This is a genomic window from Latilactobacillus parafuchuensis, from assembly GCF_055271665.1.
In genome coordinates this window covers 16,940-40,424 of sequence record NZ_JBUXIM010000002.1, presented here as the reverse complement: position 1 = coordinate 40,424, position 23,485 = coordinate 16,940, and the positions used below count along the sequence as shown (strand labels likewise).

The window sequence follows — 23,485 nt, the reverse complement described above, 5'->3', positions numbered from 1 at the left end:
CTATTTACTTCTGTTCGGCTTCTACCATCTTTTGTAACTTCGCTAGGTTCTTTTTGTACGTTGCAATAATATTTCCAGTCATCCGTTTTGTTTCTAATGTCTTGAAGAACTCTTTGAAAAAAGCTGAGTATGCCTTATCGCTTTCCAGGCTATCAACCCATTTATCAAATTCAGCTTCGGTTAAATCGAACTCGCCTTTTAACGATGCACGTAACGCTTGGAACATTGGATAAGGATTACCATTCTGCGATTGTAACCAAATCATATTGACGCCAGTACCGAATTCTGCCGGATTATCTTCATCGTGAAAATAACCGTCCAATGTGTGGATAAAACCAATCCCAAAGTTTAGTGGGTATTCTTTGCCATTTAATGTGATTTTCATTTCTGTAACACTCCTAATAATTTATTTGGAAATAAAAAAGCGCGGAGTCGAACCGCACTTTTCTGCCTGGCTATTTAGCTGAAACATTGCCCCCGTCTGTAGTTGGCGTTACCGTCACGCCATCGGGGACCGTTATTTTTGGGCATCAGTTACCGGCGCCGTATCAGTAAAGGCGTATTGAATTTTGTTTTGTTGATCAGCCGTAAATTCGACAATGCCTTCTTGTGGGATTTGGTCAATATTCATCGCGGTTTTGAGGTTAACCAACTTACCAACTTCGGATGGGACTTCCCATGATTGTAAGTAGCCTTGACCGTAAGTTGCACCGTACTTCCCGTCTTCATTAACATCGGCTAGATTAATGTCCCACACTTCCAATTTCTCAGAATGTAAAACGGCGTCTGCCAAGAATTTATTAACTTCGTCAAGGCTTGAAACGGCTTCAATGTCCAAAGTTGCTACTGGCGTCGCTGGAGAATTGATAGAACCGTCCTTAGTGTCCGTTGAGTCTGATTTGGCTTCATACTTCCATGTGTGGGTAGTCTGGAAAGCTAATTTAATTGCCGCTTTAGTTGCGCGGTCTTTGTATAAGCGGAACATTAAGAATCGGTTTTTACCGTATACCGGTGTTGCACTTGTTTTTGTTTCTGCCATATAAAATCTCTCCTTTAATTTAAGTAATTGAATTCAAACTCTAAAATCCCGTGCCAAAGCATGGTACTCGTTGAGCTATCTTGAATAATCTGTGGTTTGTCACTTGCAAAACAGACGCTGTAAACGTCCGCGTGAGCGATTGTTTTAGCCCGTTGTGTAATTGCGCTAATCATGTCGGTAACTTGCTTACGATTCTCTTTAACGCCATAAACGTGCAATGTAATCACGGACGAGCCGACTAACGAATTAGGCGATTTAACTTGAATAGGCACACCAAACTGTTCACCCAAGTAAACGAATGGATAACCCACGTCATCAGGTAAATAGTTGTATGTTTCGTAGCCTAAACTAAGCGCCACTTTAAACACTTCGTCGTAAATCGCTTGGTTAATTTCTTTCATTTGCGTCGCACCAACTCTCGAATATCTTTGGTAAATTGAACTCGTTGATAGTAGTAAGCCGGTCTGATGTGCGGTTTCCCGGCCATAAATCGCGTGCCGTATTCTTGATATGGGTCGTAATTAGCATCCCCACTGATTTGACTGGCAAAGTTAAGACCTTCCAGAATGAAGCTAAGTGTGATGTCTCGCTTCAAAAACCCCGTATCAACTGGTGCCAACGCCTGGGCCCTAGCTTGCATTTCAGCACCGTTACGCTTAACAACCTCGATTACTTCCGTACCAACGTTTATTTTGGCGTCAAGAAAGTGTTCAAATCCTGACCCGCCGCTAAGCGTTACTCCCATCAGAATCACCTTCTAACAAGATTATTTGGCGTCGTCCCACCTGTTTTTGAGTAACAAAAAAATACCTAACGCCATCGATTAAACAATGATCGTAGGTATTCTTGTATGGTTGTTTCAGGTGCAAAACGACTTGGTTACTTCTTAAATCTCCAAAAACTAGCTTTGATTTAGCCATGGTCGGCGTCACTACTTTAGCTAGGCGTTTGTCTGAACGAGTCCCATCGTCCACCGTTTCGCCTAAATCTGGGTCATAATGCGAACCCAACGCCTTCTCGAAGATAACTGATTGATCGTAGCGCATTAAAACAACCTAAACTTTCCAACGCTACTAGTCTCAACGTTTTTAGCGACCCAATCGGCGATGTCACTAGCAAACGGTGCTAAGTCGTCTGTTTGATAAGTGGCACTAACTTCACTTTCACTGGCCGACTGTTTACCTTCATCGTTAATCCGATTAAATCGGCTAATACTGGCTTCCACAATGATATAGCTTAATTCGCTAGGGACTTCTTTTTGTTGCGTTTTAGCCTTTAATCTAGCCGTAATAAGCTCAATGATATCCGTTAGAATACCATCTTGGTCAGTATCAGCTAGACTCAAAATAGACTTAATTTTGCTTAAGCTGTCCATTTGTACCACTCCTATTCGGTGGCTGCCGGCACTTCAAAAGCAGGTACATCGACCTTATCTGATTCGGTTGTGCCGTCAGTGAACGCCGCTTGATAATCACCAACAGCAACCTTTGCACCGGCTGCTAAACCAGTAATCGCTGCGGTGCCTTTATCTTTTTCGCCGGTAACAATTAGTTTTCCAGTTTTGTCGTAAATCTTTAACATTTGATTAGAACGGTCTTCTGTTGCCGCCCGTGATGCTTTTCTTGCTGCCATTCAATCCCCTACTTCCCTGTGATTAAAGCCCCGTCAGTCGTAGGCGTTACCGTCAACGTTGGGGCTGTTATTTTGACACTGTGCCAACAATCACCTTTGTATCATCATACAAGTAAGGTGCGTAATGTTCATCGGCGGTCATAACCGTAAGCTTCTTAACAATGTCACGATCAGATTCAACTTGTGCTGCACGTTTCATTACTAATTTAAGTGCTGGTGATTCTGGATTCACTTTAACGAATAACGCTTCATCATCAGTTAATTTCTTAGTCCGGACAATTTGAACGCCCAATACGTCAAGGTAGGTCCCTGCCACTAATTGGTTAGCACCTACTTCTGAACCGATTTTCTTTTCAATTGCATCCATACGAATACCTGATGCAGTTTTAGGACTAACTAACATAACCACGGTTGAATCATCTTCGTCATCGAAAACGTCTAATCCAGCTTGGACACCAGCAACATCCGCTGTAACAGTTACTTTTTGAGTGCCGGTTTTAGCTGCTGCTAATAAGTCATCATCAACTTTATCGGCCAAAGACTTGCCTAGTTGCTTATTAGATTCACCGACTGGGTCACCGTAGCCACTTAATGCAGCTTCATCTGTAATTTGTGTCCCTTTAGCAGCCTTTTTAACGGTTACTGATTTGTCGGTTGTTCCTAATTTGTCCAACGGAATAGCTTCGCCTTCCGCGATATCAGATGCGGCGCCGATGTAAGTGTATGCCGGGAACTTAATAGTATCGCCGGGTTGTCCTTGCAATGTGTCATCAATTGACGCTAAAGGTGTAAACCGTAATGCTTTCTTTAATTCGTAAGAAATAATTGGTGCCAATACCTCGGGATTAACTAAATCCGCTAATTTTGTAAGTGTGTCTGCCATATTTTATAGGCCTCCTGTAATCTTTTTAAACTCATCTGGTTGGTTCTTTGCAAATTCGGCACGTTGGGTCATGTTCATTCTGTCAAAATCTGCTGCTGTAACCGTTGTGGTTGAAGCGGCACCGGTTGCTTTTGGCGTAGCGCCCTTAAGCATTTCAGTCTTAACTGAGTCTTGAATGCGACCAATTAAATCTGTTAATTGACTGGCATTAGCCTTTGTTGAATCAGCGTCAGTGGTAACCACCAAAGCCAAATCTTCATCGGTAAGGTTCACACCTAAATCGCTAACCATCGTGCGTGCTTCAGCTTGCATTTCTAGACGTGCTAACTTGCTTTCAGCTTCTTCTGCGCGTTTCAAGACTTGTTGCGCTTCGTAGTCCTTCTTCTGGTCAGCGTTCATCTTGGCTAACTTAGCCGCTTCTTCGACCTTGGCAGCCGTTTTTTCGCGTTCTTTAGCTAATTTAGCCTTGACGATGTTGTCCACATCTTCATCGGTATACTTAGCTTTTGGCTTGTCAGGTTCTTCAACTTCTTCAGTCTCTGGTTCGGCTGGTTCACTTGGTTGCGCGCCACCTAGGTCATCAGCTTTATCCATTAACTTAAAATTCAAAAAATCCTTCATATTAAAAACTCCTTCCATAGCTTTTAAAGTGAATCAATGCTTGCACTTTCCCATAGCTTTTAACGGCTTCAATGCTTGGCCACAAAAAACGCCCTAGCTGATTAGCTGGGACGTTCTGTTTTATTGCATAAAAATAGCCGATTAAAAAATATAATTGGATGTATCATCTTCGATTAACGGCTGTAAAACTTCCGCATCGTTAAAAAGAGAGCGAATAGCGTGGTAATAATTATCGACGGTGTATTCATCCTGGTTAAAATCAAAGCCGTCAGGTAAGCGGATAATTACAGGAATATGCTTTTCAATGGTTTTATTTAACCATGTGATAAATTTAGGGTCAGTCGATTGCAGTTGCTCAGTATAGCTAACCACAGTATCTTTGTCATTAAAATTTACTTTAAGAATAAACTTCACTGAATCACCTCCACTATAATTTAAGTAATATTCCTAAGATGAACGTCGCATAGTCTTTATCTTTTGTCAAATTATAACTGCCAGTATACAAGGCTTCAATGCCCATACTCAACAGTTCGAACGAACTAGTAGCGGTATTGCCATAATCCTTACCCATGTATGGATCCAAGAAGTGGTCTAATCGAGCGACTTCGCTGCCGCCGTATCTTGTTGTATTTAGCAAGTCGTTTAGCATCCGTTTCGGTTCATCACCAACACGCCGAGTGTAAAAATTGTATTCGGCCTCTTGAATTTTAGGAAATAAATGTTCCATCCGATGCCCTAACTCGTGATAAATGGTGCTTTGTAAGCCACCGCTATTTGTGTTTGCGGCTAAGATGCCACGATTATCACTGTAATACCCACGATTTACCTTTTTAGCTAACAATGCATAATCTTTCGATTTGTTGTACCAATCCGATGGCAGATAACTATGTGCATATTCAATGCCTGATTTAATTTGTTTGTTACTACGCGATTGCCATTGTTGTTCAAACTTGCCATCGTACCCAACCGGTCTATATTTACTCAATAACTTAGCATTATGTTGACTAAGGAATTTTGTCAGCTGCGCCTGTTTTTCATCTCGTTGATATTGCAATTCAATAGCTTTGTTATAGTGTTCGCTATTCAGGCTGTGCTCTTTATTAACCAGTTTTATCCATTTAGAAGCCTCTTCTTTTAGGGTTTGATATTCATTAATTTTTGTTGAAACTTCAGGTGTAAAGAAGTCTTTATAAACCTTTTCACCAGATTGACGTAAGCTGGATTCAAGATCAACGGGTTCGGCAGCCACTTTACTTTCAATCGGATCAAACTCACCCTTCTTAGGCACATAAGCCGCTTTAGAACACCGACAATTAGCATGTACCGGGATGCCTGGCACCTTGTTTAATGGATAAATGCCATCATTAGCGTTAGCAATGTCAATACAGTTTTCGCAAGCATCTGGTTCAGCAACCCACATCACGTATTCAATACCATTCTTTTCGAAGCTACGGCGTTGTGCTTCGTCTTGAACCCTAGCAGTCTCAGTCCGCATTAAGCGCTCAGCCATGTAACGGGAATTGTTAAATTCCTTCTTGAATTGGTCGGATAAATCTCTAGCTAGTACCTTAGGATTAATGCCTTGCACCATTGATTTAGTGAGCAACTGTTCTAATCTTGACTTAAGATTGTCATTGTTTGCCCAGATTCGTTGTGACCAAGTAGCTCCTTGGAAACTGGCATTAACGACGCTATTTACAGCGCCTTTAACGTCGTTTAAGCGGTGCTTGTTAAGAATACCGGCTTGCCGTTTAACTTCGTCCTGATAAGCGCTTGTGAGCTTATCGCCCATTATCTTTTCAATGTTTGAATTAGCATCAACTAATTCCATGCCAACTTGGGACTTTAAATATTCAAGCTGATTAATTCGCATCGTTGCATTGTAAAGCTTTAATCGCTCATTGGCTAAAGCACTAAAGTCCTTGCTCTCAACCATCTGTTTCGCGGTTGCTTCAAAGGCTTTCACGTCAAACTTGCTGACCTTTGCCATTGCATCAGCTAGACTAATGTTTTGGCTCTTAGCATAAGCAGCATAATAGTTGGCGATGTCCTTTTGAATGTTGACCAATGCGCGGTTGAGTTGTAACTCAATCTTCTTATTGATTAAAGCATCATCTTTCATCTGTTGCTGAATCCAAGCTTTCTCACGTTGATACCAATAATCGTTAGTCTTTTTCATCGCTTACACCTTGGAAGTCATAGTTAGCCGGATTGTTATCAATGGCTTGTTGCGCAGCATCTTTCTGCTCGATAGCCATTCGATCAATCTCATCTGTCGGATTATCCACGATTGATAAGACCGATAGTTGGGTCCGCTTGGATACAATGCCCTCCAACGTCTTAGCCGTATTGGCTTCATCAGCTACATTCTTAGGCAAGTTACGCGTGAATTGGAACTTCAATTCATCAGCCGGCTCTGGTTGCTGTTTACCCATGATTGCGTTGGTAACTTTTTTAACAACAGACGATTTAGCTAAATCGGTGATTTTAAAAACAATTCGATACAAGTCGCGCATCGCACTGGTGTATTTGCGTTCCTTATTCGACGCTAGTCCGCGCATGGCTTGCATTCTAAGCTCGATTGAATAACCACTAGCACTCGATTGGGCACCGTTATCTAAATCGTTCAGATTGGACACCATGGCCGTTAAAAACAGCTTATCTTCCAAACGATTAACTAAGTTTTCTTGTGTGCCATCGCCATTTGGTCGTTCCAAGAATTTAGCGTCTGCATCAGCTGAGTCGGTCGTCAACACACGATTGTCAGCCAATCCTTGGAAATCATCTTCGCTAATCTCTGCGCCTTTTGCGAAGAAATAAGCATCGGCAATCGCTGCAACGTCATTAGCTTTTTGTGACAATGCGCTGTTGATGGCATTCATAATCGTTTTAACCGAATCGAACGCACCTAATCGCTCTTCGTTTTCGATAAATTCAACTGCCGGCACTGCCTTAAACAATTGAGGGAGTGTGCCGACAACTTTGTATGAATCATTGAAGCGGTATGCGTCCGTGGCTGAATAAACCGTTCCGCTCATCTTGTTATCTTCATCAACCGTATAACGTACGAAATAAAGCGGTTCTTGTGCTACTGTATCATCGTAAATAATGAATGAATTAGTAGGCGCTGAAATGGCTACCTTGGTCTGCGAATCTTCGTTTTGATAAAGAAACATGTAGCTGCGACCGTAGATACTCGTTTGCTTAGCGACCTCGCTTAGTTTATCCACGAATGAATTAGCGTTATTGAACGCTTGTAAGTTATCATTATTGCTCTCATTATCAAGCGTGATTTGTGGTGGAATCCCAATGAAAAAGCCATTGAATATATCAGTAATGTATTTGGCGAAATTAATCACGATACGATTATCTGGTTTATTCATTGGCTTAGCATCTTGGTCTAAAATTGGATAATGTCCTTTGTACATACCGATATTTTCTTTATAGCGTTTGCCTAAAGTATCACTGTTATATTCAACGAAGCCTCGCAAATCATCTGCAGATAGCTCTAACTCTTTGGGATAAATAAACACATCATTATCCGTAACACTGCCTTTGCCTTGTACTGCTGTCACTCTATCACCCCTTTAAATTGAAATATTGTAAGATTTAATCTTAGGTGTTTTCTGGCCGTTAATCTCTTCAACGGCGTATCTAACTGCGTCAAGCACGTGGTTAAACATATCGACTGGTTTATTGATGTATTCGCCTGTCTTGCGGTCCTTGACCCATGTGTAATTCTCTAACTCTTCGATTAATTTGAAACAGCGGTCATCAACCACGAACTTGAACTGTTGCAAGAATTGAATCCCTTGAATAATTGTATCCGGGCCTTTCTTAGCCGGCCTAACTCGATTAATACCTTCGCGCTTTAATTCATCAATTGATTTCTTTTCAGCAGCGTCGGCCGTAATTCGTTCCTTCTCGTAGCCCATGGACTTGATGGCATCGGCAATTTGGTTATTAAGCAAACCTTGCTTAGTAAATTCTTCAAGGAAATAAATGGTCTTGCTATCTTCGTCAACCTTAATCCGAATAAATGCAGATGGATCGTTGACGTAACCAAAATCTAATCCAAATAAATCAGGCAAATCTTTTAGCTTATCTGAATTAGGGTCAAGCCTGCGCTTCTCGTAATTTGGATAAATAAGCTTGTCTAAGGTTGCAAACTCGCCTAACGCGTAAATACGATACCAAGCAGGATTAGTAAGCTTAAACCGCTCAATATTGGCTTTGGTGCGTTCGTCAATGAAACGGTTATCCTTGTAGTTCGATTGATGTATAACCGTATCTGATTGAGTTAGCTCAAAGAAGTATTTGTAAACCCAATTTGCTTTAGATACCGGGTTAAACATCAAATAAATCTGTCTATCCTTATGCTTTGGTTCACGCACACGCAAGGTTAATTGCTCGTAGTCTTCTTGATTAAACTCGGTTGCTTCTTCCATAACCACGTCAGATAAGCCTTTGATTGACTTAATTTTTTCTGGGTTATCCATACCTTTAAACAGAAAAACACTCCCGTTAGGAAGTGTTATCTCGTAGTTAGATTTATTTACTTTACAGAACGTAAGTATCTTCCATTCTGAAAGCCGGATAATAACGTCTTCAAAGATTGAATCCTTAACGGTCGCACCAACCTTACGCAAGAATAGAACCTTACGCGGGTATTTCCATTGTTTTAGTGCTTTGAGAACAACCTTTTGAACAACTCCATGTGATTTACCGGAAGCAGCACCGCCAAACCAAATCTCTGTAAAATTAGAATAGTCATTAAGGCTGCTATAAACAGGTTTGTTGAAGACTCGCTTTGGGTCTTTGAAGTTTAGTTTAATTGTTATTTATATCACCTCCGATTATAGCCATTTTCTTTTAATAACTTCTTTATTAGATTTACTGTCTTTACTTTTTTAATATTATATTCGCCGTTAGTAAACTCAATATAAATGTCGTATCGCTCCCCCGTAGAGTTGTTAAACACCATAAAAATAACGTTCCCACTTATTTTTAGCGGCAGCGTCACAAGTATTTCTGTCTTGATGTTCCCAGGAGCCGCGACAACATCCTTTAATTTATAGCCTACAAACTGACTAGTTTTTTTTCGTTCCTCATTAATATACAATGGGCCAATCGATAGTTGGGCCTGCTGGTTACCAGCATTTACAGCAATTAAGCACATATTATCACCACTTTTGTAATCTCGGAAAAATATTTTTGGCTTTGGCTTTCTTGCAGATAGATAAAGTGCGCTGCCTGTTGCGATAAACGTTGCTGTTGCTGAAACCCAATCCGCTAAATTTCCATAATCCATACTAAAACCACCTTATTCAGAATAGTTTAAGTATGAAGTAGACTGGATTAATTTACAATCCTAAAATTCCCATTGATCGCGTTCATTATCGACTAAGCGTTGGATTTCGGACAGCTTAACCGTTGGTGAATAATCGGAATCTAACAGGCATTGAAGTTGATTAATTATATTATCATTCATCGTCATCACTCCAATCCCCCACATCAATCTCAATGTTAGTATTTGTCTGCTCAACTTTGTCAGTGAATAACGAGTGTCGCTTACCGATTAATTCGGCTGCTTTGATTCGATCCTTAGCCGACACTTCAACACCATCAAATAAGCCTTTAGCCGTTGCCACAGTTTCGGTCTCAATACCACGCATTACCGCACTTAAATACTCCATGACTTCCGTCGCATCGGCAATTTTTTCTGAATGCATTTTCTCTAGGCCGTCTTCGATGTAAGCCTTAATCTCAGGTTTCTTCATGTTCTCATTCCCAATCGAATAAGCCGTCTTAGGACTGTAGCCAGCTTCAATTGCAGCTTTAGTTTTGTTGCCAATCTCAATAAACGCATCAGCAAACTTCTGTTGTTTTGGTGTCATCAACTCACCTCCCTAATAGAAGTGAGAGAGTGAATGCTATCAACATCAATGATGTATTCTTCGCCGTCGTTAATAATAAATTTATAAAACTGCCGTTTGTGCTCGGACATAAGACTTTGAATTGTCTCGTCACTTGCTAATACTTCGATGTTAAATAGTGCTTGTTTGTCATTATTTGAGTCATAATCCCAATATCTTAATTCATATCGTTTCACTTACTCACTTCCTTTCTTTGTACGACGTCATGTGTATCGCACGATCTAAATAATATTGCAATCCATTTTCACCATTCCAATTACAGACAGCGTGCACATACGCATCATCAGTCGTCATTGACGGGTCGTCGCCTTTTAACAGAGCGATATAAAGATTAATCCGCTCGTAGTAGGTCAATGATTTGACGAATTTACTAGTATCGATGGTATCTTTTTTAACAGTTGTTTCAGTAACGGGCTTTCTACGATTAAACATTTATATCGCTCCCTTAATTTAACGTATTAAAAAAAGCCATAACCGATTGGCTATGACTTATTTAGTTCTCCCATTGATTGTAAACGTTAACTGTCCTATAATGAACCTGTCAGATGACCCCCAAACACCTGGCACATATTGGATTATACTTCCAAATTTCGACTGCCTTATGGTGGTCGTTTTTTGTTGCATTAAAAAAGACAGCCTAAGCTGTCTAATAATATTTATCACATTTTAATAGTTTTAGCCTTAACAAAATAGATATTTTAATTAATCTCAAATTATTGTATGATAATGTTAACTAAAATGTGAAGGAGTTATCTTATGCGTTCTTATGGTATCAGAAATATACCCGACTTACCTAAAATGGACTTTGTATTATATAATTCTAAAAAAGATTCCACCAATCATGCAACTGATCCGTTCATTTCATGTGCACTAAATAATGGTCCTATAGCTATTAATAATATTCAATATCGTGTGTATGACTGTGTCATGAATAAATCAAGAGTAATGGAAATATGTGCGGCAGGTACTATTTATAATACTTTTGAAGAAATCACAAGATTTACAGTTTTATATTGTGAATCAACTCATTTAACGATAGTTGAAGAAAGCTCTCAATTAGCTGTTAAATTTTTCAATCTTCTAGCAAAAGAATATAACCAGAATTTAACTGTTAATAATTTCAACTATGACTTTAACGTTCTACGAACTATGAATAGCGCAAACATACTACAACTATGGTTTAAAAATCATAGTACAATCGTTAAAAATAAGTATTTTCAAGGAAATAGAATTGACCAAGACACAGAAGCGCTCAATGCTCTAACTGGTGATAACGCTACCTATATTTCCTGTAACATCGATATAGCCTCGCAGAATAATAATCTTGCTAGACACATTGGACTAGCAAAAAAAGGTGCTATCACTATAGTTAACCCTTGTGACCCAAATATAAACTCTAATGCGAGTTACAGAATACTTTTATTAGATATTTTTAACACGCTAAGAGGAGCACATGTTATTTTGTAACTTGGTCTTTTAAGTCCGATAAAGTAATATACTCTTTCACAATTTTTTCAAATATATCTTTACTTTTTGCATTGTCTACCTTTAGACAATGCTTTTTTATTTCGATATCACAATCATTATTTTTTAACTTTAAACTAAAATCTCTTATTTCAGTTGAATTTATTCTTTTTAACATTACACCATAAAATGGATTTCTGTTCTTAAAAATCATCTCCAAACTTCTAATGGGCTTATTATATTCTGTATAATACTTACTGCTAGGAGGGATTAAACTAACTATATCCTTTATTCCTTGATAAAGTGATTCATTATTTTTCAGTTCTTTTATTGTGTCTTTGTACCCAATGGTGCAGCTTATATTTAAATTTGTACACACTGGAGTGTCATTCCAATCGTCCTTATTAACATCTAATATAAACTTTCTATTTTCCGGTCGTGTCATCGTAATTTGGATACTACTAGTGTCGCCACCTTCACTTCTGTCCATTGAAAAAATAGCATCCTTACCATATATTTCATATAATTTTTCTTGTAACGGTACTTCAAATTGATCAATACTAATATTAGATTCATTACACGTATGAAATTCGTAAATCGTTGCCCATGTAATAGTTGGGTTTTTAAATTTTAAAATAACCTTATTAACCACTGAAAAAAAAGCTATTATATTATTGTAAGAAAATGAAATTAAGAAAAATAAAGTTGCCGCTATTCCTGAAATAGTTATCATATCGTATGTTTTTTGTAAAATCATTGAGATAATTTGACATATAAACACGAAAAGGCTTAGTAATACTACCGACCAAACCGTTTTTTTCCCCATAACCATTCACTCCAATCACGTACCTGTTTACCAATAATAAATCAATTTTAACATAGATTAATAAAAATAATACTCTAATCACAATTACTATTTCTTCTAATTATTTAAGTTAAAAAATATCCTAGCCGGGATTCGAACCCGAATCATGACCGCAGGTGCACTTCCACGCTGCTCTACCATTAAGCTACTAGGATACAGATATGCTACTGGATCTCATTTGTCTTTCTTCGCATTATCTGATAATACTAATTTAACACGTATTTAGGGGCTATTAGGGTCAACATTGGCTCAATAATATTTAAGCCCCAATGCTTTACATATATCTACGAATAAATCTAACCGTCTTCGCTTGAGGGTGCTCACACTTATATGCAGCTTTTGTGCAACGCCTTCAACCCTTAGTAGTGGGCTATTTTTAAAATACAACTCATCACAAATATCTTTTGTAATTAATGAATTAGACTTCGACAAACAGCGGCTTATTGCTCTTTGCTGTCTTTTAAACTGCTGTATGCGTCTATCTTCATCAATCCGAACAATTGTATCCGTCAGGCGTTCCTGCTTCCCTGCACTTCTACCACCGCCGATATTCTCATCAGATTCAACGTATGGATGACGGATTTCTTCTTCGCATTCTTTGATGTACTCATTGTAGTGTGGATAGTCCCGCAACATGTCTTCAATGTAATTAAATGTTGATCGTCGCACTGGTTAGCCTCCCTTTATTTAGAAAAAGAATTGATACATCATAATAAGCGTCTTAGCTGATAGCATGACGATACCGGCAGTTAAAACAATCGCCATTGCAATACCAGCGATACCGCCTAGGATTTCCCCGATTTTATCGCTCATTAACGCCACCCCTTATTTGATTTATGCCACTTTTTGTAATCTGTCATTTGCGCATGTCTATTTTTATAGGCTACGAAAATCAGATTCAGTCCATCTACGCCATATCGAATGACGTTAAGAGCATCTCTTAGATGTGCCGCCTTTTCTTCAGCTGGAACAGAATGATGCTCAATCATTGGTTCTAACTTATTGACGTGTTCTATGGTATTCGCTATTTCGCGCATTGATTTACGTTTATTCATCGTTCCCCTCCATCGTCTAGATAGCAGATAATTGCACCAACAACCAAAATTCCGACTAGTATCACCTTAGCCACCGTTTTCGCCTGATGGCTGGAGAACCAAAGTAATAGTTCCAATCATTCTACCTCCTTAAAAATTTGCTTGAACTGTTCATTCTTAAAAACAAAGTGTTTGTCTCCATGAGTTACAATCCAATCGCCAACGTTAATTCCTGTAACTGTATAATCTGCGCGTTCGACACCCCATTCATAACCACGCGCTCTTAGCATTCTTAAATCAGTGCTTCTTAATACATCAACTACATAGTTTGGAACGCCATATCTAGGATTGAATTGTTCAGCTTCATAGGGTTCTTTTGTTGTTACTTTCATTCTGTCACCTCCACATAGCTAGCCTTAAACACCTCATCAGCAATAGACCAGTGCTCGCCTTTAACGCCGGTGGCAATCCAATCGCCCTTAGTAATTTCAAAGTTACCTTCGATGGTCGCGATATAAATTTTATCGGGGTCAATATGGCTATTAAATCTAAAGGCATCCTTACCATTAATCAAATGGTACTTCCTCATCATCTCAGCAGACCCATCAAACTGTTCAGCTTGGATCGTTGCTGTTTTTCTGTATGTTTTAATCATAAATACCACCCATCTCTAGTAAAAATTTTAAAACTATTACACGGAGTTCCCCAGCAAATGTCCCATAGGCATAAAACTAGCCACAGTAAAAATAATACTGCGTATACTAATAAGATGAGCGGTAGCATTATAGCGATTATAGGATAGGACAATATTTCTTTCATTCCGTTTCCTCCAACAATTCAGGATTTTCATCTACCCATTCACACGCTCTAAATTTAATCACTCGCATGTTAATCCTCCACTTCAGTTAAAAATGTCAACGTAACACCTTCAGGTAAATCATCCTTGATTCTATTAATGAAATTATGAAAGTTTTCTTCCTGAGGTTTTTCAAAATCATATTTGGTATAAACTTCTGTCTCAACCTCAGGTGTGATTTGTAATAACAATGCGTCATCATTATTGCCTGCGCTTGATAGTTTTCCAGCATCTTCTGCTCTGTTTTCTTTAACTGCTAATACTGCCTTTACTTTTTTTAAATTCATTTTAATTTCTCCTAACGACTGCTAACGCGGTCTTTTTATTTTGGTTAATTCAAATTCAACTCTCGGAAACGAAGCCATGTTAGTCGCTGGCATCGGTTCGATTACTCGGACAACCTTATATTTTTCACCATCGGTATTTTCGTGAATGCTTCCAACGGGGAATATACTTTTTAACTCGCTCATACTTTTCATGTATTCAACAATCATTGCTCTACCTCCTCAGAATCTATATCCCCAACCACAGCGCGCCAACACCCAACTAGCGCATTGATTCCATTTTGAGTGAACCAAATTGTATGATCATGTGGCTTGTTGCGCCCGTCTTGTGTCTTCATTGTGATTGAATACTCGCCATTAATTGGCCCGTTGATGGTAATATCGCCAAACTGTTTGCCCTTTAGCAGAGCTTCATTTGTTATTTGCATTTCGTTACCTCCGTAATTTTAATTGCTGGGTCACCAGCAATGTAATAGTTAAAACGAGTAGCTTGATATATCAGCATTCTTACTTTTAATTTACTTTTGAAAAGTAGCCATTAATGTTCGTGTTCTAAACTGGTCAAAATCAACCATGTTGGAAACATTTTATTTCTAGGTTATAATCACCTATTATGAATTAATCTTAAAATGTTAATCTACCTTCACAACAACCATTCGATTCCCTTTGTCGCGTTTACGATTAGTCGGCGACTGTAACCAAATGATCGTTGCTCGTTTAACGCCTAATCTGTCGGATAAATAGTCTGCTGTTCCTTGGTCGATGAATTGGTCGCCTTTGTAAACTGCGTATTCATTCATCAGCCTTGCACACCTTATTCAAATCTACCACTTCTCCGAAACCAAAGTAGTCACGTTGCTTTTCAACAACCAATTTATCTGAAACCCATGCGTTTGATGTGTCCGCATCAAAGTAAAAATACGGACCAATTACAGATGATTCATTAATGAAGCTGTGTAAATAAGTACCTTTATGTTTAATCACCCATCTTGGTTCTGGTTCTGGTTCATATCCGTAACGTAGGGCATCGATTACCTTCCACTGGTTAGGAAAACTCAATAACCAGTCATTAGCTTCAACTGATTGGTTTACAATGCTTATCATAAAGTCAGTCGCTGAATCTTGATAAGTAACTCGACGGTTATTTAATAATTCACACATAAATTTAGGTAATTCAATCTTTTCATGTTCTGTCATTATTCCATCCTCCTAAATCCTATAAGCCGATCTATTCAGCACATCGAATTGTGTCAGCTTCATTTGCTTTGTCGCTTCACGGTCAAACCGATAATGATTTAATCCTTTTTGATGGATTGTAGGTTTCTTAACTTCCAATCCCACATCTTCACGATAGGCTAACCAATTATCGTGCGTGTCTAAATCTTCAATCGGAACCGTGTTGTTGTAATGTTCCGTTGCGATTATTCTGTAATGTTTATGCTCGTTTCCGAAAATATCTTGAACCATGGCTAGACCTCCTATTTTATGATTTCTAATGCGTCTTCTGCGCTACGTGCAACCCCGTACAGAATCGGCGTATCTTTAAACCGTTCCCCGAATCGTACCTGATCGTCACGCAACCGGCCTTTTTCATTTTTAACTTCAATCAATACCGCCCGTCCGTCCGAATGCCGGAAGCCAGTTAAATCTGGCCAACCTTTGGGGAACAGTTGAATCACTGCCCCCGACTTTGAATAGGCTCGACCGGCGTTACTTCTGGCAATCGTGCAGCCGTTGCTTGACAAGGCCAACATGATTTCATTTTGAATTTGATGTTCTGATTTCAAATAATCACTCCCACAGTTTTTTGGTGTAGGCTGGTGAAGGCAAAGGTGAAGGCACATTGAATCGCTGTATCCCTTGGCGCTGTAAGCCCTCAACCCATTTTTCTTGGTAAGGTGAAGGGTAGTAAAAACTTATTCCCTATATAGTATATATTTTTATTTATCCTTATTAATATAAAATAAAGTAACCCTTCACCATATATAGAAAACCTTGTGAAACACCAGTTACACTAAGCACTATCTGTGAAACAAACCCTTCACTAAAGCCTTCACCCTTCACCTATTTCATAAAATCCAATCGAGAATCGATTTTAATGCTTAAGCCTTCATAAGTGTTTCCAAATTTTGTATGTTTCCTTGTAAACTTCTGCTGCATCTCTCTCCCAAACTTTGTATTAGACATGCAATATTCAGAGTTGTCATCCGCCCATTGCTTGTAGACTTTATAGATATCACTCGCTTTAACCTCAAAGCCAGGGCCTGTTTCACAGCAATCATTAACAAACTGACTAATGACATCCATTTCAGCTCGGTAACCCGTGCTGGCATCTTTAATCACTTTAGGAAGCTCAAGGCCTTCGGTTTGCCACTTAAGACATCCATCAACTGCCCAGTTCATTATCCCAGTCGCTTCACGTTGCAGTTTGTACTTAAGGTCTTTGTCAACCTTATGATCCGGAATCTGAACTGAGAACGGAACAAGAATTAAACGCCGCCAGATACCATCATCAGTACCGCGAATAATAGGTTTGTGGTTAGTTGCAAGCCATAGTTTGAATTCTGGTTCAAACTCGAACTCTTGCCCATACAGTTTCCGAGCAGTTACTTTATCGCCACCAGTTAACTGCTTAACTAAACCTTCATCCATGCGTAAGCCTTCATTTGGTTCGCTAGAAGTGACTAACCGCGCGCCTTTTAAACGGGCAATATCTGAGTTAGGGCCGCTAGCATTCTGCTTAACCATGATTGAGCTGGCTTGAATTGTCTTTGCGTAGCTCCCTAATACATTCGAAATGGTCTCAAGAAAGATTGATTTACCGTTCCGACCATTACCGAATAGAATAAACATCACTTGTTCTTTGGTTGATCCCGTTAGTGAGTAGCCAACAGCCTTCTGAATGTAATTGATTAAATCTAAATCATTGTCGAAGACCTGCTTTAGGAACGCTTCCCACTCTGGTGCGTCGACAGTGTCCGAATATTCCACGCTTGCTTCACGACTGAACATCTTAGTAATACTGTGGTTTTCCAGCTTACCGCTCGCTAGATTAACGTAACCGTTGCTGGCATTGAGTAGCATCTTATCTTTGTCGAACTCGTCTGGCATTACCGGAATTCGATGCTGCATTTCTTTCATGACAGCTGTCTTAGTCTTATTGTTGCGTGATGACTTTAAAAACTTAGCCCACGCTTCTTCAATTTTTTCTGGGTCAACTTCTGGCGGTGCAACCACTTTTTCGTTTTTCATATTTTTAACAATCTCGTCTAATAAACTGTGGACTTTACCAGAATTGTCAGCTTCCCAGTAGCTCCCGTTAAAGATATAGAAGCAGTTATCAATATAGGAATAGCGTACCTTGTCACCGAAGTGGTCTAAGAATCTGTCTACTAAACCTGAATCATCCCATGATCGTGCTGGTAACTCTTTGTGCTTGCTGGTTAAGAATTTTAAATCATACTTTGGCAGTTCTCTTTGGGGCTCATAGACGGCCGTATTTTCGTTGATTGCCTTGTTAAGTGTTGCTACCCCATAAGTTGTTTTACCGTGCTTCTCGTCCCATTTATCGCGCATTAAAGACGATTGTCGAAAGATACTATCCATCTTGCTAAAGTCGCGCCCTGTCCAAAATGCTAGGTCGTTGGCAAAAGCTAAATCTGCTTCAGACTGTGAGCTATAAAACTGCTCCCAACCACCACCGTAAAGCAGCAAGAATCGCTTGCCAGTTTTAGACTTTGAAGCCTTATCAATGATTTCTTGTTCGGATAAATTAACCGTTTGCGCTGGTTGATTGGTTGGTAACTGCAAAACCTTGTCACGACCTAAATACTTCTCATACAGGTATTTAAAGTTGCTTGGTTTAATCTCATTAATTCGCTTAAAATTACCCGTTCGCTTACCAGTCATGGCGAAGAATCGGCCAGCCTGATACATTTCAATGTTGCCTTTACGTCGGCGGTCACCAGGAATTTCACCTTTTACAATAATGTGAAGGCCCTCGCCTGACATCGAAGTCTCGGCGTAGGACTCTGTGTGGCTTAAGAAGTCGCTAACAACGTTCTCATCGTCGTCACCTTGGCGCCAGCGGTGTAAGTCAACTGCCACATGGTCAATGTCAATGCCCGCATAACCGTTAGCAAAGAAGAACCCTAAGCCATCCAGATTGAACTTATCCAATGCGTTTAAAGCTGTCTCAAAGTCAACCCAAGTTGTTGGGTCATTGCTTTTGGCATCACTGCCATCAATGGCAGATTTTGGGAATTTATTGTATTTTTGTTTAGCTTCCTGCCACTCTCTTTTGTACAAGCCCCATTGCTTAAGGGCTTTTAGCTCGTCCGGTATTAACTCGTAAGCCATTCATGTGTGCCTCCTAGATTAAAATGGTAAATCGTCATTTGAAACATTTACTGCTTGCCCGTTGTTTGCAAATGGATCATTGCCGCCGGCTTGCGTAGTCTCTTTGAGTTGATGATTGCTTTGTGGATATTCCGATTTACTAAAATTCCAAGGAGCAACCCGATTAACATCGTTAACATCACCGTTATATTCGTTTTTATCTTTTTTGACGTACACTTTGGCAACTTTGCCGGTCAAAATATTTAAAAAGTCTTCAATAGAGTTAATCTGTGTTCCTTCTGGTACTCCGATTGCGTCTAGAATGTATTGGAACCCTTGCATGTCATATTGACTTGTCGCTTTGCGTTTCCAGTTGTCCATGAATACGTGGCGATTGTGGTATTTCTTGTTAGTTTCGGCTAATTCTGGGACACCATCTAAATCGTTTCGGACGATTAAATCAAGTTGTAATGATTCAGCGCCATTTTTAGTTGCTGTTTCTTGTGCTTTCGCAATAATCATTTCGTAATTCCCTGTTGGTAATACACCGTAATCGTTTGATTTGTTTTCCTTGTAGTCTGTTGTTAAAAATGCCATTGTTATTTCGCTCCTTTAATTAATCCTTTATTTTTGGCTTGGAAATAAATCCAGCCTTGCTTGTATCCGCGGGCTTTTGCGTAAGCCTTTAGTTCTTCATAACTTTTTAATTCACTTATTTTTTTAGTCACAATATAATCAGCTTGAAGCCGAAAGTTGTTCTCGATCTTTTCAATCCGTGCTGTTTCATCAACTTTAATTTCAGTCTGAACAACCTCGACTTCATGTCCACATAATGGACAGTTTTTTGATTGCGCCGGAATTACTGCAAAGCAAAACGCGCATTGTTTGATTGGCGTATCAACTGTTGTATTAGTTGATTTCTTTTTCTTCTCGCGGTCTGCCAATGTCCATTTATGTGGTGTGTTAGGCAAACCAAATCTAGTGTAGTTAGCCACATGATCAATAATCGTGGCTTGCTTGCCTGGCTTAAATCGCATACACCGCATTGATTGTTGAATGAATAATACTAATGATTCGGTCGGTCGTAGCATGATGACGCAGCTGCAATCAGGTACGTTATATCCTTCAGAAATGAGGTCACAATTACTTAACACCTTTAATGTTCCTTTTTTGAAATCGGTCATTATCTTGTCACGCTCTCTTTGTGGTGTTTTAGAGTCGCAATGTGCGGCGTTAATACCTGCATCTCTAAACTGCTGTGCAATCTGCTTACTAAAAGCAATGCTATGGGCATAAACAATCGCTTGTTGCCCGTCTACTTTGTCTCGATAGGTCTTAATCACATCGCCATAGATCGTATGACCAACAGCTTCATCAATAGACTTATTAGAGTAATCACCTGTACTGCTCTTACTTAATTTACTTTCATCAATTAAATTGACAGAGTAATAATCAAACGGCGCTAAGTAATGATTATCAATCAACCATTGCACGTCTGGACCTTCAATCATTGCATCATAGACATCCCCTAGCCCTTTGCCATTCAATCGCCATGGTGTCGCACTAAATCCTAACCGTGGCACATTTGCATAGTGTTCATAAATATCACGGTAAGTTTTGGCTAAACTGTGATGCGTTTCATCTGTAATGATTAAATTTGGCACTGGCAAGCTGTCTAAGCGATTACGAATCTTGCCGACAGTCATTACAGTACATAGATTTAAATCGACTGAGTTAGCCTTAAACGACTCCATAATCTGATTGATTAATTCCTGTCGGTGGACCATAAACATTACTCGTCCGCCTTTTAAAGTTGTCAATCTGGCTATTTCAGCAATCACCACCGACTTACCACTGCCAGCCGGACTAACTAACAGGCATGACTTATTGCCGGCCGCTAACTCCTTACGAGCGTCATTGACTAGTTTCGTTTGATACGGGTGCAGTTGGTACATCTGATTCACCCCAATCAAATAAGGTTTCAATCGGTGTGGCCTTGCGGTTATCTAGTCGGTTTTTGGCAAAAATACCGTCGTCGCCTTCTAAAATAACGCCCCGTTTTTGTGTGTCCGGATTAAGCATCATGCGCCCCACAACATCAGTCAGCCCCATAAATGTGCTACGAACACTAGTCCTTAATTGTGGTGAATACTGATTAAATTGTTGCCCAGTCATTGAGGTCACTTCGTATTGGTCTTCCCAAGCAGTCACAAGAATGTTGACTGGTAATTTATAGAACGCGTCGATCACGCGAATAAAGTAGTTAGTCCAGCCAGAATAATCTTGCAACTCGTTACGAATGCCACTCTTAGAGTTACGTCCCTGTTCAATGAACCAAGACTTTTCTAGTGATGAAACGTTATCCAATACTAGGTTTGAATAGCCGTTTAATTCTTTGGGCAGTTCGGTTAACAAACGGTTGAGCTCTTTTGATGGATTAGCCTTGTCGAACTCTTCGGCGTCAATATTAGTACCACTCAATACCTTTTCAGAGTTGTCAAACGGAATCACCAAGGTTTTACCTTTTAGAAATCTTGCTGCGCTAGTCTTACCGATACCAGGTTTGCCATAAATCATGGCTCTAAATAAATCAGTCTTATTAGTATCTTTTAATGAATGAATTGCCATCTAATTACCCCCATTCGATTCTGGTTTCTCGCGTTAATTTCGCACCTGTAACTGGCTTACCGGCTTTTAAGTCAGCTTTCAACTTAGCCTTGTCCAATTCGTATTTTTGTCTAAAGTAGAAAGCTGGAATATTTTTTTCATCAATTACATCTGCCTTTTCTGGATTATTTTTAATCCGTACTGGCATAATCGGATCGTCAATCTTCTTGATGTCGGCTGTTTCCATTGCATACATAGCACGCTGCTTGATTGCAAGGATTGCTTTTTTAGTTTTTTTGTTGCGTTCAGATAACTGTTTAATTGCTTCTGCTCGTGCTTCCACATCAGCCTCTAGGTTTTTAACCACATAGCCTGAATTAACGGCCTTTGTTTCTAAGTCGGCTTTAATTGCGTCGAATGTGTCCGCTGTTTGCGTTTCATCGATTTCGCCACTTTCAACTAATTGTTGAAGCTGTGCGAAGTCGCCAGCTAATTTATAGATGCTAGCCATGTTGTGCCTCCAGTGTTATAATTTTTGTATAATTTGTTTTGTTCTCTGCGTTAATCGTTGCCGCGATTAGCGCTTTTTTTGTGCTCAATCAAGGGCCTCACCTCCAAAAGTCAATAGAAAGTCACGTTCGTCTCCTTCACGGATTATGTGACCATCGAATAGAATTCGTGATTCATAATCGTAGACTTCATGGCCCTTGTAGTCGTAACCGATTAGCTTTGGTTCTGGTTTTTCATTCATTTTAAAAGAACTCCTTATGGTAGACTCCCACATAGGTGATTAATGACCCAGCAATCAATAGCGTTGCTGGCATCTGGCACCAATTAGGCGTGTAGAGACCTAATAACAGACTGATTACCGCTGTTAGGTATAGATTTTTATTCATACCATCTGCCACCCTTTAGAAAAGCAGCGACTTTAATTTTTCTTGTTCTATTTTCAAGCCAATGAGACCCATCGTTTTCGCCAAAACCAGGATGCCCCAATGTACTAACGAACTTAGTCGCTTCTTTAACGGTGTCATTGAACCTCCAGAAATTTATCTCATCGCAGCTTCTGAACAGTTCAATAACCGTCTGCTCTTCCGCGCTTAAATACTTCTTTGCAATTCGTTTATTCATGATTTTTGTCCTTTCTGTGCATCTGTGTTAGGCGCAATTGAATCTGTGCCTGATTCCAGTACCAGTTGTCGGCAGCCTTTTTATATTGCTTAAAATCCCTTTCCGATTTCGTGGAATTGTTCTCGCATGAATCGGCTAAACTTAGTTGGTTCAAATTGCCACCCTCCTTTCCCCGAACCACTCGGTTCGATTACGCAAGTCGCTAAAACATTCTTGAATTCGGGACGATACAGAATTTTAGTTTTAAACCAATTTAAATCATGCCCATATCTTTGCTTTAGGTCCTTAGTAGTCCACCAACAATCATAATCAGCGCGTTGCTTAAGTCTGTCGTACTCGCTACTTTCGATCACAACTTTATCTTTCAACTCAATTGGAACGTTTTTAATATCTAAAATTAGTGTTGCCATTGGTTAGCCCTCCTTTAGTTTTTCGCTAAAAGCGTTGTTTGTTCCAAAAAAAATATAATCTTTAGGAATCGCGTACACATCTTCGACTTTTTCCACAACACTGTATGGTAAATCAGCAGAGTCACTTTCCCAACGTCTTAATGTTGGTGCGGTAACACCTAATTTTTGTGCCGCGTTTTCTTGAGAAAGACCCGATCTAACTCTCAAATCTTTTAAAGTATGTTTTGCATTAATTGGAATTACGTTAATCATTTGAGCACCTCCTTTCGACATAAATTAATATATCACGCTTAAAACGAAAAAACAACACATTTTTTTCTAAAAACGAAAAAATAAGACGAAATTAGTATACATTTTTTCGTCTATATGATAGTATAGGTTTTGT

41 protein-coding genes and 1 pseudogene are annotated in these 23,485 nt (G+C 39.5%); 1 reads left to right on the top strand and 41 read right to left on the bottom strand.

Annotation, left to right across the window (positions count from 1 at the left end; genetic code table 11):
* Positions 1-4: 4 nt before the first annotated feature.
* From ACVPPQ_RS11415 to ACVPPQ_RS11335, 17 genes are all read right to left on the bottom strand, one after another.
* Complete coding sequence (locus ACVPPQ_RS11415; protein WP_463496390.1) at positions 5-385, bottom strand: tail assembly chaperone; 381 nt, start codon at positions 383-385, stop codon at positions 5-7.
* Positions 386-517: 132 nt separating this feature from the next.
* Positions 518-1,039 carry a phage major tail protein, TP901-1 family gene (locus ACVPPQ_RS11410; protein ID WP_463496389.1) on the bottom strand — a complete coding sequence of 174 codons (522 nt, stop codon included), beginning with the start codon at positions 1,037-1,039 and terminating at the stop codon, positions 518-520.
* A gap of 14 nt (positions 1,040-1,053) precedes the next feature.
* On the bottom strand, positions 1,054-1,440 hold the full coding sequence (locus ACVPPQ_RS11405; protein ID WP_463496388.1) for a hypothetical protein: 387 nt from the start codon (positions 1,438-1,440) through the stop codon (positions 1,054-1,056).
* Positions 1,437-1,784: an HK97-gp10 family putative phage morphogenesis protein gene (locus tag ACVPPQ_RS11400; RefSeq protein ID WP_463496386.1), complete on the bottom strand. Its 348-nt coding sequence runs from the start codon at positions 1,782-1,784 to the stop codon at positions 1,437-1,439. The genes ACVPPQ_RS11405 and ACVPPQ_RS11400 overlap by 4 nt, the downstream gene beginning before the upstream one ends.
* Positions 1,768-2,085, bottom strand: coding sequence for a hypothetical protein (locus ACVPPQ_RS11395; protein ID WP_463496385.1), 318 nt, complete (start codon positions 2,083-2,085; stop codon positions 1,768-1,770). The genes ACVPPQ_RS11400 and ACVPPQ_RS11395 overlap by 17 nt, the downstream gene beginning before the upstream one ends.
* The gene (locus tag ACVPPQ_RS11390; RefSeq protein WP_463496383.1) at positions 2,085-2,414 is read right to left on the bottom strand and encodes a phage head-tail connector protein; all 330 of its coding nucleotides are present in this window, start codon (positions 2,412-2,414) and stop codon (positions 2,085-2,087) included. Before ACVPPQ_RS11390 ends, ACVPPQ_RS11395 begins: the two co-directional genes overlap by 1 nt.
* Before the next feature lie 11 nt (positions 2,415-2,425).
* Positions 2,426-2,671: a hypothetical protein gene (locus ACVPPQ_RS11385; protein ID WP_463496382.1), complete on the bottom strand. Its 246-nt coding sequence runs from the start codon at positions 2,669-2,671 to the stop codon at positions 2,426-2,428.
* A gap of 67 nt (positions 2,672-2,738) precedes the next feature.
* On the bottom strand, positions 2,739-3,554 hold the full coding sequence (locus ACVPPQ_RS11380) for a N4-gp56 family major capsid protein (RefSeq protein WP_463496380.1): 816 nt from the start codon (positions 3,552-3,554) through the stop codon (positions 2,739-2,741).
* Between the two features lie 3 nt (positions 3,555-3,557).
* The gene (locus ACVPPQ_RS11375) at positions 3,558-4,175 is read right to left on the bottom strand and encodes a DUF4355 domain-containing protein (RefSeq protein ID WP_463496379.1); all 618 of its coding nucleotides are present in this window, start codon (positions 4,173-4,175) and stop codon (positions 3,558-3,560) included.
* A 141-nt stretch (positions 4,176-4,316) separates the two neighbouring features.
* Positions 4,317-4,589 (bottom strand): hypothetical protein, encoded by a 273-nt coding sequence (locus ACVPPQ_RS11370; protein ID WP_463496377.1) that lies wholly within the window; start codon positions 4,587-4,589, stop codon positions 4,317-4,319.
* Positions 4,590-4,602: 13 nt separating this feature from the next.
* Positions 4,603-6,354 carry a minor capsid protein gene (locus tag ACVPPQ_RS11365; protein WP_463496474.1) on the bottom strand — a complete coding sequence of 584 codons (1,752 nt, stop codon included), beginning with the start codon at positions 6,352-6,354 and terminating at the stop codon, positions 4,603-4,605.
* Positions 6,341-7,750 (bottom strand): phage portal protein, encoded by a 1,410-nt coding sequence (locus ACVPPQ_RS11360; RefSeq protein WP_463496472.1) that lies wholly within the window; start codon positions 7,748-7,750, stop codon positions 6,341-6,343. Before ACVPPQ_RS11360 ends, ACVPPQ_RS11365 begins: the two co-directional genes overlap by 14 nt.
* A gap of 12 nt (positions 7,751-7,762) precedes the next feature.
* Positions 7,763-9,010, bottom strand: coding sequence for a PBSX family phage terminase large subunit (locus tag ACVPPQ_RS11355; protein ID WP_463496476.1), 1,248 nt, complete (start codon positions 9,008-9,010; stop codon positions 7,763-7,765).
* Positions 9,011-9,021: 11 nt separating this feature from the next.
* Positions 9,022-9,486 (bottom strand): hypothetical protein, encoded by a 465-nt coding sequence (locus tag ACVPPQ_RS11350; protein WP_353891482.1) that lies wholly within the window; start codon positions 9,484-9,486, stop codon positions 9,022-9,024.
* 172 nt (positions 9,487-9,658) lie between these two features.
* Entirely contained in the window at positions 9,659-10,072 is a 414-nt protein-coding gene (locus ACVPPQ_RS11345; RefSeq protein ID WP_463496471.1) for a terminase small subunit, read from the bottom strand.
* Positions 10,072-10,287 (bottom strand): hypothetical protein, encoded by a 216-nt coding sequence (locus ACVPPQ_RS11340; RefSeq protein ID WP_463496469.1) that lies wholly within the window; start codon positions 10,285-10,287, stop codon positions 10,072-10,074. The genes ACVPPQ_RS11345 and ACVPPQ_RS11340 overlap by 1 nt, the downstream gene beginning before the upstream one ends.
* A 4-nt stretch (positions 10,288-10,291) precedes the next feature.
* A complete protein-coding gene (locus ACVPPQ_RS11335; RefSeq protein WP_463496468.1) occupies positions 10,292-10,543 on the bottom strand; it encodes a hypothetical protein in 252 nt (83 codons plus the stop codon).
* 324 nt (positions 10,544-10,867) lie between these two features.
* Here ACVPPQ_RS11335 and ACVPPQ_RS11330 point away from each other — a divergent pair, with 324 nt between their 5' ends.
* Positions 10,868-11,578, top strand: coding sequence for a hypothetical protein (locus ACVPPQ_RS11330; protein WP_463496466.1), 711 nt, complete (start codon positions 10,868-10,870; stop codon positions 11,576-11,578).
* On the opposite strand, the gene ACVPPQ_RS11325 is transcribed toward ACVPPQ_RS11330, so the two are convergent.
* The 24 genes and pseudogenes from ACVPPQ_RS11325 to ACVPPQ_RS11210 all read right to left on the bottom strand — a co-directional run bounded on the left by ACVPPQ_RS11325 (position 11,568) and on the right by ACVPPQ_RS11210 (position 23,352).
* The gene (locus tag ACVPPQ_RS11325; RefSeq protein ID WP_463496465.1) at positions 11,568-12,401 is read right to left on the bottom strand and encodes a hypothetical protein; all 834 of its coding nucleotides are present in this window, start codon (positions 12,399-12,401) and stop codon (positions 11,568-11,570) included. The two genes, ACVPPQ_RS11330 and ACVPPQ_RS11325, sit on opposite strands and share 11 nt — an antisense overlap.
* 117 nt (positions 12,402-12,518) lie before the next feature.
* Positions 12,519-12,595: pseudogene (locus ACVPPQ_RS11320) on the bottom strand.
* 94 nt (positions 12,596-12,689) lie between these two features.
* Positions 12,690-13,109 carry a transcriptional regulator gene (locus ACVPPQ_RS11315; protein WP_463496463.1) on the bottom strand — a complete coding sequence of 140 codons (420 nt, stop codon included), beginning with the start codon at positions 13,107-13,109 and terminating at the stop codon, positions 12,690-12,692.
* 18 nt (positions 13,110-13,127) lie between these two features.
* Positions 13,128-13,253: a hypothetical protein gene (locus ACVPPQ_RS11310; protein ID WP_463496462.1), complete on the bottom strand. Its 126-nt coding sequence runs from the start codon at positions 13,251-13,253 to the stop codon at positions 13,128-13,130.
* Entirely contained in the window at positions 13,253-13,495 is a 243-nt protein-coding gene (locus ACVPPQ_RS11305; protein WP_463496460.1) for a hypothetical protein, read from the bottom strand. Before ACVPPQ_RS11305 ends, ACVPPQ_RS11310 begins: the two co-directional genes overlap by 1 nt.
* A 116-nt stretch (positions 13,496-13,611) precedes the next feature.
* Positions 13,612-13,866 (bottom strand): hypothetical protein, encoded by a 255-nt coding sequence (locus ACVPPQ_RS11300; protein ID WP_463496459.1) that lies wholly within the window; start codon positions 13,864-13,866, stop codon positions 13,612-13,614.
* Positions 13,863-14,129, bottom strand: coding sequence for a hypothetical protein (locus ACVPPQ_RS11295; RefSeq protein WP_463496457.1), 267 nt, complete (start codon positions 14,127-14,129; stop codon positions 13,863-13,865). The genes ACVPPQ_RS11300 and ACVPPQ_RS11295 overlap by 4 nt, the downstream gene beginning before the upstream one ends.
* Before the next feature lie 233 nt (positions 14,130-14,362).
* Complete coding sequence (locus tag ACVPPQ_RS11290) at positions 14,363-14,617, bottom strand: hypothetical protein (protein ID WP_463496456.1); 255 nt, start codon at positions 14,615-14,617, stop codon at positions 14,363-14,365.
* Between the two features lie 21 nt (positions 14,618-14,638).
* Entirely contained in the window at positions 14,639-14,824 is a 186-nt protein-coding gene (locus tag ACVPPQ_RS11285; RefSeq protein WP_463496454.1) for a hypothetical protein, read from the bottom strand.
* Positions 14,821-15,042 (bottom strand): hypothetical protein, encoded by a 222-nt coding sequence (locus ACVPPQ_RS11280; protein ID WP_463496453.1) that lies wholly within the window; start codon positions 15,040-15,042, stop codon positions 14,821-14,823. Before ACVPPQ_RS11280 ends, ACVPPQ_RS11285 begins: the two co-directional genes overlap by 4 nt.
* A gap of 204 nt (positions 15,043-15,246) precedes the next feature.
* A complete protein-coding gene (locus tag ACVPPQ_RS11275) occupies positions 15,247-15,414 on the bottom strand; it encodes a hypothetical protein (protein WP_463496451.1) in 168 nt (55 codons plus the stop codon).
* Positions 15,407-15,811 (bottom strand): hypothetical protein, encoded by a 405-nt coding sequence (locus ACVPPQ_RS11270; RefSeq protein ID WP_463496450.1) that lies wholly within the window; start codon positions 15,809-15,811, stop codon positions 15,407-15,409. Before ACVPPQ_RS11270 ends, ACVPPQ_RS11275 begins: the two co-directional genes overlap by 8 nt.
* Positions 15,812-15,823: 12 nt before the next feature.
* A complete protein-coding gene (locus ACVPPQ_RS11265; RefSeq protein WP_463496448.1) occupies positions 15,824-16,081 on the bottom strand; it encodes a hypothetical protein in 258 nt (85 codons plus the stop codon).
* An 11-nt stretch (positions 16,082-16,092) separates the two neighbouring features.
* A complete protein-coding gene (locus ACVPPQ_RS11260; protein ID WP_463496447.1) occupies positions 16,093-16,401 on the bottom strand; it encodes a VRR-NUC domain-containing protein in 309 nt (102 codons plus the stop codon).
* 277 nt (positions 16,402-16,678) lie between these two features.
* Complete coding sequence (locus ACVPPQ_RS11255; RefSeq protein WP_463496445.1) at positions 16,679-18,973, bottom strand: phage/plasmid primase, P4 family; 2,295 nt, start codon at positions 18,971-18,973, stop codon at positions 16,679-16,681.
* Positions 18,974-18,991: 18 nt separating this feature from the next.
* On the bottom strand, positions 18,992-19,549 hold the full coding sequence (locus tag ACVPPQ_RS11250) for a DUF669 domain-containing protein (RefSeq protein WP_463496444.1): 558 nt from the start codon (positions 19,547-19,549) through the stop codon (positions 18,992-18,994).
* Positions 19,550-19,551: 2 nt separating this feature from the next.
* Positions 19,552-20,907, bottom strand: coding sequence for a DEAD/DEAH box helicase (locus tag ACVPPQ_RS11245; protein WP_463496442.1), 1,356 nt, complete (start codon positions 20,905-20,907; stop codon positions 19,552-19,554).
* Positions 20,867-21,580, bottom strand: coding sequence for an AAA family ATPase (locus tag ACVPPQ_RS11240; protein ID WP_463496441.1), 714 nt, complete (start codon positions 21,578-21,580; stop codon positions 20,867-20,869). Before ACVPPQ_RS11240 ends, ACVPPQ_RS11245 begins: the two co-directional genes overlap by 41 nt.
* Before the next feature lie 4 nt (positions 21,581-21,584).
* Complete coding sequence (locus ACVPPQ_RS11235) at positions 21,585-22,070, bottom strand: siphovirus Gp157 family protein (RefSeq protein WP_463496439.1); 486 nt, start codon at positions 22,068-22,070, stop codon at positions 21,585-21,587.
* Positions 22,071-22,154: 84 nt separating this feature from the next.
* A complete protein-coding gene (locus tag ACVPPQ_RS11230) occupies positions 22,155-22,310 on the bottom strand; it encodes a hypothetical protein (protein ID WP_463496438.1) in 156 nt (51 codons plus the stop codon).
* A gap of 1 nt (position 22,311) precedes the next feature.
* Positions 22,312-22,455, bottom strand: coding sequence for a hypothetical protein (locus tag ACVPPQ_RS11225; protein ID WP_463496436.1), 144 nt, complete (start codon positions 22,453-22,455; stop codon positions 22,312-22,314).
* The gene (locus ACVPPQ_RS11220; RefSeq protein WP_463496434.1) at positions 22,448-22,690 is read right to left on the bottom strand and encodes a hypothetical protein; all 243 of its coding nucleotides are present in this window, start codon (positions 22,688-22,690) and stop codon (positions 22,448-22,450) included. The genes ACVPPQ_RS11225 and ACVPPQ_RS11220 overlap by 8 nt, the downstream gene beginning before the upstream one ends.
* Positions 22,691-22,779: 89 nt before the next feature.
* Positions 22,780-23,100 carry a DUF771 domain-containing protein gene (locus tag ACVPPQ_RS11215; RefSeq protein ID WP_463496433.1) on the bottom strand — a complete coding sequence of 107 codons (321 nt, stop codon included), beginning with the start codon at positions 23,098-23,100 and terminating at the stop codon, positions 22,780-22,782.
* Positions 23,101-23,103: 3 nt separating this feature from the next.
* Positions 23,104-23,352 (bottom strand): helix-turn-helix domain-containing protein, encoded by a 249-nt coding sequence (locus ACVPPQ_RS11210; protein ID WP_463496431.1) that lies wholly within the window; start codon positions 23,350-23,352, stop codon positions 23,104-23,106.
* Positions 23,353-23,485 lie beyond the last annotated feature (133 nt).